Annotated in this window: 9 protein-coding genes; 4 read left to right on the top strand and 5 right to left on the bottom strand. The window is 64.0% G+C overall.

Annotated features, from left to right (window positions below):
- Window positions 1-3,173 (top strand): bifunctional proline dehydrogenase/L-glutamate gamma-semialdehyde dehydrogenase PutA (gene putA / locus MAXJ12_RS15430; protein ID WP_008836843.1); only part of this gene is annotated, 3,173 nt, incomplete at its 5' end.
- 21 nt (window positions 3,174-3,194) lie between these two features.
- Here the strand turns inward: putA and hmuQ are convergent.
- From hmuQ to MAXJ12_RS15405, 5 genes are read right to left on the bottom strand one after another with little or no spacing between them, the layout of a single operon-like run.
- Window positions 3,195-3,509, bottom strand: coding sequence for a heme-degrading protein HmuQ (gene hmuQ / locus MAXJ12_RS15425; protein ID WP_008836842.1), 315 nt, complete (start codon window positions 3,507-3,509; stop codon window positions 3,195-3,197).
- Between the two features lie 11 nt (window positions 3,510-3,520).
- Window positions 3,521-3,787, bottom strand: a complete 267-nt coding sequence (locus tag MAXJ12_RS15420) for a hypothetical protein (protein WP_008836841.1) — start codon at window positions 3,785-3,787, stop codon at window positions 3,521-3,523.
- Between the two features lie 21 nt (window positions 3,788-3,808).
- Complete coding sequence (locus MAXJ12_RS38855) at window positions 3,809-5,188, bottom strand: energy transducer TonB family protein (protein ID WP_008836840.1); 1,380 nt, start codon at window positions 5,186-5,188, stop codon at window positions 3,809-3,811.
- A 16-nt stretch (window positions 5,189-5,204) separates the two neighbouring features.
- Entirely contained in the window at window positions 5,205-5,651 is a 447-nt protein-coding gene (locus MAXJ12_RS15410) for a hypothetical protein (RefSeq protein ID WP_008836839.1), read from the bottom strand.
- A 6-nt stretch (window positions 5,652-5,657) separates the two neighbouring features.
- Window positions 5,658-7,880, bottom strand: coding sequence for a TonB-dependent hemoglobin/transferrin/lactoferrin family receptor (locus MAXJ12_RS15405; protein WP_244421498.1), 2,223 nt, complete (start codon window positions 7,878-7,880; stop codon window positions 5,658-5,660).
- Between the two features lie 170 nt (window positions 7,881-8,050).
- Here MAXJ12_RS15405 and hemP point away from each other — a divergent pair, with 170 nt between their 5' ends.
- The 3 genes from hemP to MAXJ12_RS15390 are packed head-to-tail and all read left to right on the top strand — an operon-like array spanning window position 8,051 to window position 10,234.
- Window positions 8,051-8,260, top strand: coding sequence for a hemin uptake protein HemP (hemP, locus tag MAXJ12_RS15400; protein WP_040586391.1), 210 nt, complete (start codon window positions 8,051-8,053; stop codon window positions 8,258-8,260).
- Window positions 8,261-8,271: 11 nt separating this feature from the next.
- Window positions 8,272-9,330: a hemin-degrading factor gene (locus tag MAXJ12_RS15395; RefSeq protein ID WP_008836836.1), complete on the top strand. Its 1,059-nt coding sequence runs from the start codon at window positions 8,272-8,274 to the stop codon at window positions 9,328-9,330.
- 10 nt (window positions 9,331-9,340) lie between these two features.
- A complete protein-coding gene (locus MAXJ12_RS15390) occupies window positions 9,341-10,234 on the top strand; it encodes a heme/hemin ABC transporter substrate-binding protein (RefSeq protein ID WP_008836835.1) in 894 nt (297 codons plus the stop codon).
- Window positions 10,235-10,395: the final 161 nt, after the last annotated feature.

The following is a 10,395-nucleotide window of genomic DNA, read 5'->3' as shown; positions in this document are numbered from 1 at the left end:
CCCCCCGTCTGGGGGAGCCGGTGATCCGCAAGGCGGTGGCGGCGGCTATGCGCGAAATGGGCGAGCAGTTCGTGCTCGGCCGCACCATCGCGGAAGCGGTCAAGCGCGGCCGGCCGTTGATCGCAAAGGGCTACCTTTATTCCTACGACATGCTTGGCGAGGCGGCGCGGACCGAGACGGACGCGCTGCGCTACCATCGCGCCTATGCGGACGCGATCTCCTCGCTGAATAGCGGCTCCAACAGCCCTGATATCCGCACCAATCCCGGCATTTCGGTGAAGCTTTCGGCGCTGCATCCGCGCTACGAAATGGCGCAGAAGGAAAAGATGCTGCCCGTGATGGCCGAGCGCCTCCTGTCGCTGGCGGTGGCCGCGCGCCACGCCCGCATGGGCCTGAATATCGATGCGGAGGAGGCCGACCGCCTCGATTTGTCGCTGGACGTCATCGAACGCGTGCTGGCCGATCCGGAGCTCGAAGGCTGGAACGGGTTCGGCGTGGTGGTGCAGGCCTATGGGCCGCGCGCCGCCTTCGTCATCGACTGGCTCCATGCGCTCGCCAGGCGGCTTGACCGCAACATCATGGTGCGGCTGGTCAAGGGCGCCTACTGGGACACCGAGATCAAGCGGGCGCAGGCCTTCGGCCTCGACGGCTATCCGGTGTTCACGCGCAAGGCCAACACCGACGTTTCCTATATCGCCTGCGCCAAGAAGCTGCTGTCGATGACCGACCGCATCTATCCGCAGTTCGCCACCCACAACGCGCACACCGTGGCGGCCATCCTGTCGATGACCGCAGACCGCGACAGCTTCGAGTTCCAGCGCCTGCACGGCATGGGCGAACAACTGCATGAGACCGTGCGCAAGGCCGAAGGCACGCGCTGCCGCATCTACGCACCGGTCGGCGCGCATTCCGACCTGCTCGCCTATCTCGTGCGGCGGCTTCTGGAGAACGGCGCCAATTCCTCCTTCGTCCACCAGCTCACGGACGAAGACGTAAAGGCGGAGGAAATCGCCCGCGACCCGTTCGAGGTGGTGGAGACGCAAGGCCCGGCGGCCAATCCAGCAATCCCGAAGCCGTCGGCGATCTTCGGCACGGCGCGCTCGAATTCCAGGGGCTGGGACATTACCGACCCGGTGGTTCTCGCCGCGATCGACAGGGGCAAGAGTGCTTTCGCCGGCCCCGAGCAATGGTCCGCCAAACCGGTGTCGCGCGCGGCCGGATACGGCGCACAGCGCCCGATGCTCAACCCGGCCAAGCCCAAGGATGTTGTCGGTCTGATCAGCGAGGCGACGGCCAAACAGGTTTCGACCGCGGTCCGCATCGCTGTGGAGGCGCAGCCGGCATGGGCGAGGCGGCCAGTCGCCGAGCGGGCCGAGATGCTGCGCCGCGCCGCCGACCTCTACGAGGCCAATTCGATCGAATTCTTCGCGCTCGCCACCCGCGAGGCCGGCAAGTCGCTTGCCGACGGCGTCGCCGAGGTGCGCGAGGCGGTTGACTTCCTGCGCTATTATGCGGCCGAGGCGGCCAGCGTCGAAGCAGGCACCGAGGCGCGCGGCGTCATCGCCTGCATCTCGCCATGGAATTTTCCACTGGCGATCTTCACGGGGCAGATCGCGGCGGCGCTCGTCACCGGCAATGCGGTCATCGCCAAACCAGCCGAACAGACGCCGCTGATTGCCGCGCGCGCCGTCGAACTGATGCGCAAGGCCGGCATTCCGGAAGACGTGATCCAGCTTTTGCCGGGCGACGGCCCATCGGTCGGCGCGCCGCTGACGGCCGACCCGCGCATCGCCGGCGTCTGCTTCACCGGCTCGACCGAGGTCGCAAAACTGATCGAAAGACAACTCGCCACGACCGCCGCGCCGGACGCTATGCTGCTTGCCGAGACTGGCGGGCTGAACGCCATGATCGTCGATTCGACGGCCCTGCCGGAGCAGGCGGTGCGCGACATCCTCGCTTCGGCCTTCCAGAGCGCTGGCCAGCGCTGCTCGGCGCTACGCATCCTCTACGTCCAGAAGGATGTCGAGAAGAAGATGCTGGAGATGCTCGAAGGCGCGATGAAGGCGCTGAATGTCGGCGATCCCTGGCTTATCTCGACCGATGTTGGCCCGGTCATCGACGAGGAGGCGCAGAGCTCCATTCGCGAATATTGTGAAGCCATGGAGGCGAAAGGCAAGCTGATCGCGAAGCTCGACGCACCCGCCGACGGGCGTTTCGTCGCGCCGCATGTGTTCCGCGTCTCGGGCATCGAGGAGCTGGACCGCGAAATCTTCGGGCCGGTGCTGCATGTCGCGACTTTCGATGCCGACAAGATCGACAAGGTCATCGCTGCCATAAACCGCAAGGGCTACGGCCTGACCTTCGGTCTGCACACCCGCATCGAGGAGCGGGTGCAGCAAATCCTCGACGGCATTAATGCAGGCAATATCTACGTCAACCGCAACCAGATCGGCGCGGTTGTCGGCTCACAGCCCTTTGGCGGCGAGGGGCTTTCCGGTACCGGACCAAAGGCCGGCGGGCCGCACTATCTGCGGCGCTTCCGGCGCTCGGAAAGCGCCGGCGGCGAGATCGGCCACGGCAAGAAATTCCCGGCGAAAGCGCTGGCTGATGCTTTACCCGACCCGTCCGCTGGCGGCTGGAACGCCGCCGACGACCGTATTGCGGCCTTGCGAAAGCTTCTGCGCGGAAAGGGCGCTTCGGCGATTGCCGCCGCGGCGGCCATCGATTTCGGCCCGGTCGATCTGCCGGGACCGACGGGGGAGGCCAACACGCTGACGCTTTTGCCGCGCGGGCGCGTGCTTTGTCTCGGGCCGGATAGCGAGACGCTGCTTGCCCAGGCGGTCCAGGCGCTGGCTGCCGGCAACGCCGTTCTCGCCGTTGCGCCCGGCGCGCCGGCGGCGCTCAATGCGCTGACCGGAAAAGGCCTGCCGATTGCGGCGCTTGATGGGATCTTGGACCCGGCGCAGCTGAAAACCCTCGGTATCGACGTCGTGGCATTTTCCGGCGCGGCCGAACCGGCGCGAGAGATCAGGCAGGCGCTGGCCGAACGGCAGGGGCCTATCGTGCCGTTGGTGACGGAAATCCTCTATCCGGCAGCCTACGCCCACGAACGCGCTGTCTGCGTCGACACCACCGCCGCCGGCGGCAATGCGAGCCTTCTGGCCGCGGCCTGAGGAACGGAGGCGAGGGAGCGGCTACGCTCCCTCGACGACGCTGAAGCCCTCGAACTGCGGATGGCCGATGTAGAGCGGCTTGTTCGCTCCGGCATTCTTGTGGGCGGCGCGGAAATTTTCCGACTTCGTCCAGGCGACGAAGTCCTCGTAGCTCGACCAGACCGTATGCGAAGCATAGAGCGTGTAGCCCTCGGCCTCGTTGGCCGGACCGCGCAGCAAATGAAACTGCTTAAAGCCCTTCATCTCCGAAAGCCTGGAGTCTCGGCCCTTCCAGACATTCTCGAAGGCTTCCTCGGAACCGGTCTGGACCTTGAAGCGGTTCATTGCAATGTACATCGGTATTCCTTTCAGATCGTGCGTTTGGCTGGCTTTGCGCCAGGCCATGTATCGGGGTCGCAGGCGGCCTGCGGGAATTTCACCACGCCGTCCGGCAGCTCCGCTCCAACAAAGCCCGTCGGATTCGGACCGGCCTGGATCTGCGCATCGCCGCGATGCAGCGCAATATCGGCGACGGCGCGCTCCGCTTCAATGCGGTCGATCAGCGCCAGGAACTCGGGACGTAGCCCGTCGCCCCGCAAAGCAGCGATTGCGTGAAGTGCGTTCAAGCAGAACATTCTTGTCTCCAGTTCGCCGGCTCAGCGCGTGAACGCCAGCGGCACGGTGAACGGCCAACTGGAGCGCCCGGCGCCTTCGGGGATGGCCGGGAAGGGGGCTGCGCGGCGGACCGTCTCGACCGCCGCCTTGTCGAGCACCGGCGAGCCCGAGCTGCGTACGACGCGCACTCCGCCAACGCCGCCGCCGGCGGAGACCGTGAAGGCAACCCGGACTTCGCCGCGCAGCTTGTTGCGCTTTGCTTCGGCCGGATAGCGCAGCGCGCGGCGCAGCTTGGAGACGATCTTGCCGGGATAGTTTGAGACAGCAGCGTTTCCGGCGGCGGACTGCCGGTTGCCGCCCCTACTCCTTGCGGCGGTCTTTCCATTCGCCTGCCCGTCCGTTTCGCCGCGACGGGCGTCGGCCTTGGCGTTCCCGCCGGAGCCGGCGACCCGCTTTTCCGCGGATTTCTGCTCGCGCGGCTTTGCCGGTTCTTTCTTCGCCGCCGCCCGCTTCTTCTCGACCGGCTTTTCGGGCTTGGGCGCTTCGGGCCGCGGCTCCGGTATCGGCGCGACCGCCGCCAGCGTTTCGAAGGTTTCTTCAGGCAGGGGCTCGGCCATGGTTCCGGCGGGCGTCTCCGTCACGGGCTCGGCAGGCGCGGCGGGCGCTGCTTCCGCAGTCGGTTCAAGGGCCGGCTCGACGGCCTGCGCCGATGGCGCCACAATATTCTCGTCGTCTATCGGCTGCACCGTATCCGTCGCCAGGATTTCCGACGCCATCTCGGCCACGGCCGTCGCCGTCTCCTGCGGCGCGGGCTCCACAGTTTCCGGTTCGGCGACAGGCGCGGTTTGGGCCGGTGTTTCGGGCTCGACCGTCGCCTCCGCGACTGGTTCCACCGTCTCGGCCACCGGCGCTGCGGGCTCCACCGTTTCCACCGGCTCTGCCGCGTTCGCGTCGGTGACGGGCTCGGCGGTGACGGTTTCCACCGGCTTGGCGTCGAGCATGGTGATGATGCTTACGTCGGCGACGGCGGGATCAATCTCTCCCGCCGCAGCTGTATCTTCATTTGCATTGCCGAGTTGCACGATGCCGGCCTGATCCGCGCCGGCGATCTTCGCGCTCTCGTCGATGCCGGCGAGAAAGCAGAGCGCGATTGCGGCGTGGAAGGCGCAGGAGCCGGCGATCGCTGCCTTCCAGCGCTTACTTCTCGATGGTTTGCCGGCGGCGCTGCCGGTACCCAGCGGCTCGGCCGGCGTCTTGTCCAGAGCCGCGTCAGAGGTCAGGACATACCGCTCTTCCCGGACTGGGCGGGCAGGGAACGCATTGTGCGGGATGGCCAGGCGCGGATCGTCCGGCTCCAGCGGCAGCGTGTGCATGCCGGCCAGGGGCCAGGTGCCGGAGTTGTGCGCAAAGGCTGGCTCCATTCCCACGGAAACCTCGTCACATGCCGAATGCGATGTCGGACTTGGCCGCGGTCTTCAGCTTGCGCAGGCAGGCGGTGGGCTCGACGCCTTCGCCCGCGCATTCGGTCGCGTGGTTGACCAGGATGCGGCTGATTCCTGCGCAGTCGACGCCGGCGAGGTCGAACCGTGTCACCTTGGTCTTGCCGGCCGGCAGTTCCTTGAAATCGAGCACGGTCAGCCGGTCCACTACGCCGGCCTCGTTGAACAGCGCGATCTCGAAAGCGGCCTTCGTGAGTTCCGCTCCGAGACTGTTGTTCACCACGAATGTCAGGCGGCAGCCCTTGTCTGAAGTCTGCGCGCCATTGAGTTCGAGTGTGAGGGCAGGGGTGGGTGCGTTCTGCTGGGCCAGAGCCGGCCACGTAGCCAAGGGCAACAAGACCATTGCGCAGGCCAGGGATCGGATGAACACTGCCGTCTGAAACATCGTTGGTTACCCTCCAAAGCGCATGGTCGCACCAAGCTTCAGCGTGACGCCCGGCTCGTAGACGATGTCGGTGGCGGAGGCGTTCAGCGGGTTGGTGTATTTGACGTCGAAAATATTGTCGGCGCGGAAATCGAGCCTAAAATCCTCTGTCGCCTGGTAGCTCGCGAAGGCGTTGACCAGCGTATATTTATCGGCGATCGGGTTGCCCTCGGGCTTGCCGTTGTACTGGACCTCTCCGCCAACGGTCAGCTTGTCCTCAAGGAACCGGAAACCCAACTGGCCAGTGACTTGTGAGGAGGGGATTGTCAGAAGATCCTCCCGCTCGCCATCGTAGGAGATGGTGTGCCCGTCGACGATGGACACCGACAGCCCGGCAAATCCCCAGCCTGCCTCATAGACGCTTTCCAGCTCGAATCCGGCGATCTTCGCGTTGGCGAAGTTCTGGTACTGGAAGCAGATCGGGATGGCGCCAGGGACGAACGGGCAATCAGCGGTCGGGTCGAAGGCTGAAAGCGTCGCGCCGCCGATGTAGTCGTCGACGTCATTATTGAAATAGGCGGCCTTCAGCCGAAGGCTGTCGTCGCCCTGGATGACGCCGTCAACACTGTAGTTCACGCCGAATTCCCACGTCTTTGCGGTCTCGGGGCGGAGATCCGAATTTGGCAGGAACGGGAAAGCCACGCCATTCGGGTGCAGTCCGCTAATCAGCGTCTCCGACAACGACGGCGAGCGATAGCCTTCAGCATAGGTACCGTAGATTTGCAGGCCGGCGAGTCCGATCTGCTCGAACGGAGACACGCCCACCGTGATGCGTGGGGAAATCCTGTCGCCCTCGATTTCGCCGACATCGCTGTCCAATTGGTAGCTGTCGTAGCGCAGTGCGCCGATCACCTCGAGCCAGTCATACGTGAATTTTTCCTGGATGTAGGCGCCTGAAACCCGCCGCTTGCCCGAGGGCGTGTAAACATCCATGCCGCCACCGGCATTGGCCGTCACCACGTCATCGCTCACCCAGTCGCCGCCATAGGTCAGTTCATGTGACAGGGCCCCGGTCTCGAAGCGCGACGTATTCCAAATGTCGATGCCATAAGTGTCGAGATCGTAGGTCGTCTGGGAACCCGCAGGCACGATGATCGGCCCCCCGGTCTCGGAATCGAATTGCCGGACGTCCCGCAGATAGGTCTGATCGAGGCCAGCCCTGTTGACCGCCATGTTGACGTGCAGATCGAGCCAGCTCTCATCCTCGTCGGTGACATGGTAGCGGCCGGTGAAGGTATTCTGCTTCACGTCCATGTCGTAGGCGTCGAGGCCTTCGGTCCAGCTGTCGTCTGCGCCCACCCAACCGAGCTTCAATTCGCTCAACTCGGTCGGGCGGATTGTCGCCTTGAGCAAGCCGCTCAAAACGTCGAACCCACTTCCTGGAACCTCTTCGCCGCCACCATCCTTGTAGTCGCCGAAGTCACGCCAGACGAGATTGCCGAGCACATCGACCGCGTCGTTGAATCGATATGCGCCTGTCGCGCTGGTCGTCCAGCCTTTGCCATTGGTGTCGTAGCGACCGGTGGCCGAGGCGGCCCAGGTTTCGCCCTCACGCAGGAAGTCCTCGGCGTCTTTGGTCTCGTAGAAGACGACGCCGCCGATCGCGCCAGAGCCATAGGTATTAGCCACGGGGCCGCGTACCACGTCGACCTGCTTGATCAGTTCCGGATCAAGCCAGAACATCGATTGCGTGCCATGTCCGGAACGCTGGAAATTCTGCCGGGCGCCGTCGACGATGACGGCGACACGCCCGAAATCCTGAAGGCCGCGAATGTTCACGCTTGAAGCCGTTCGGTTCGCATCCGATTGAAGCGCAACGCCAGGCACCCCAAAGAGAACGTCCTGTGGCGTCGTGGCCATACGGCGCTCGAGCTGTTCCTCGCCGATATGGCTAACCGAGGCCATACTGTCGATCGCGCTCTCGTCGGTGCGGCTCACCACTGTGATCTTGTCCAGAAGCGTGGCCGCTTCGGCTGGTAACAACGTGTTCGCCGATTCCTGCGCCGCTGCCGGATCGGCTGCCTCCTGGGCGGAAGCGGTCCCAACTCCGAGCGCCAAAGCCGCCACGCTTGCCAGCAGCATCGTCGCGCACGCCCTACGCGTATCGATGCTCGCCGCACCGCCGCTGTCCGACTGAACGGTCTCGCTGCCCACCAGCCCCATAGCCCTCATTCTCCGGTATTTTTTCATGCGGGCTGGCTCGGCGGCTTGCTGGCATATTGGTTGAACCCGAAGCGCTTTTAAATCTTGACTTGATTACTCCGGTATTGCACTGACTATTAAACCGGATGATTGTAGTCAAGATATTTCCGGGGCTGGCGAGCGGGCCAAAGCCGTTCGGGAAAGGGGCCGCAAAGGTCATGAACAGTCACAGTCACGACGATTTCCACCATCGCTTCAGGAGGGCGCAGGTCGAAGCGCCCAGGCAGGTCGACCCCATGCGCCGACCGACGCGGGTCGTCGCCAGTTCGGCTCTTTTCTCGGGTGAGCACGAGATCGGCATCAGCCATGCCGGGTCGCTCTACCGCCTGAAGATCACCCGCCAGGGCAAGCTCATTCTCAACAAATAGGGGCCATTCCCATGGACGCTCGCGTCAAACCCGCGCCGCACGAAATCCGTCTGGCGAGGGCCGATAATCCGAAAATGCGCGAGCGTGATCTGGCGGGCCAGCTGGGCATCTCCGAAGCCGAACTGGTCGCGGCCCATTGCGGTGACGGCGTTCAGTGCATCGACCCGCGTGTCAATGATCTTCTGAACGGTCTCGAAGCTGTCGGAGAGGTCATAGCGCTCACCCGCAACGAAAGTGCGGTCCACGAAAAGATTGGCGTCTACGACAAGGTTGTGATCGGCCCGCACAATGCGATGGTTCTGGGCGAAGATATCGACCTGCGCATTTTTCCGAAAATCTGGGCGCATGGCTTCGCTGTCGAGAAACGTGACGGCGACGAGATCAGGCGCAGCCTACAGTTCTTCGACGCCTCGGGCGAGGCGGTCCACAAGGTTCATCTGCGCCCCGCCTCCAGCCTCTACGCCTATCAAAAACTGGTCGCTGAGCTCTCCTCGACAGACCAATCGCAGAGCGTGGCAGTCGAACCGGTGAACGATGATGCGCCGGAGACCCAGCCGGGCGCGCAGGCGTTCGACGATCTCCGCGAGCGCTGGAGCAAGCTCACCGACGTGCATCAGTTCTTTGGCATGCTGCGCTCATTGAAGCTGAGCCGCCGCCAGGCGGTGCGGATGATCGGTCAGGACTACGCCTGGCAGATCGACAACGACGCGGTAACGGCGATGCTCAATCACGCCGCCCAGGGCGCGATCCCGATCATGTGCTTTGTGGGCAATCGAGGCTGCATCCAGATCCATTCGGGGCCGGTGCAGAACGTGAAGGCGATGGGTCCTTGGATCAACATTCTCGACGAGACATTCCACCTGCATCTGAGGACCGATCACATCGCCGAGGTGTGGACGGTTCGCAAGCCGACCAAGGACGGGCACGTCACCTCGCTCGAGGCCTATGGCGCTGACGGAAAGATGATCATCCAGTTCTTCGGCAAGCGCCATGAAGGCGAGGGCGAGCGTGACGACTGGCGGTTCCTCGCCGAAAACCTGCCGCGCATTCCGCGATCCACGGCCGCCTGAGGAGCAAGCCATGTCGCGCTTGAAGCTTCTGATGCGGCGCCTTGGCGCCGTCGCGCTGATCGCGGTTCTAACTGCCGCGTCCGCGAATGCCGAAGAAGGCAAAACAGTATTTGCCGATAAGTCGCGCATCGTCTCGATCGGCGGTTCGATCACCGAAATCGTCTTTGCGCTCGGCGAGGAAGGGCGGCTGATTGCACGCGATTCGACCAGTATCTATCCCGAAGCGGCGCTGAAGCTCCCCGATGTCGGCTACATGCGGGCACTGTCTCCGGAAGGCGTCCTCTCGGTCAATCCGTCGGGCATCCTGGCGCTTGCCGACAGCGGCCCGAAAGAAGCGGTCGACGTGCTGAAGAAGGCCAGCGTTCCGTTCATAGAAGTGCCGGAGACGTTCGACAGCGAAGGCATTATCGAAAAAATCCGGATTGTCGGAAAAGCGCTCGGCACCGATGCGAAGGCCGAAGCGTTGGCGGATTCGGTGGCTGCAAAGCTCCAAGCTGCCGAAAAACTCACCGACGGAATAACCGAGCGCAAGCGGGTGCTTTTCATCCTCAGCCTGCAAGGCGGCAAGATCCTGGCTTCCGGCAGCGACACGGCGGCAAACGGCATCATTTCGCTCGCCGGCGGCGTGAACGCGATCGAAGGCTTCTCCGGCTACAAGCAGCTTTCCGACGAGGCCGCGCTGACCGCCAGGCCCGATGTCATCCTGATGATGGATCGCGGCGGTGGCGATCCTTCGGCGAACGTCGATCCGTTTGCCCATCCAGCGATTGCTTCCACGCCCGCGGGCCAAGCCAAGGCGCTCATCCGCATGGACGGACAATATCTGCTCGGCTTCGGACCGCGCACGACGAATGCCATCCATGACCTCGCGGTTGCGCTTTACGGCGACCGGGTCAAGGACTGAATGTGACGGACCATGCGGCTGCCGGCCAGTTCGGCGTTATGAAAAACCGCACGATCGAGGGCGACCGTTCGGGGCGGGCCAGGCTGGCAATCACGGCGCTGTGTGTCGTCCTCGTATTGACGGTGCTGTTCAGCCTGACATCGGGCGCATCAGACGCATCC

The organism is Mesorhizobium alhagi CCNWXJ12-2 (assembly GCF_000236565.1).
Classification (GTDB): domain Bacteria; phylum Pseudomonadota; class Alphaproteobacteria; order Rhizobiales; family Rhizobiaceae; genus Allomesorhizobium; species Allomesorhizobium alhagi.
The sequence above is the reverse complement of the archived record's forward strand: the minus strand, read 5'-3'. Positions and strand labels throughout refer to the sequence as shown.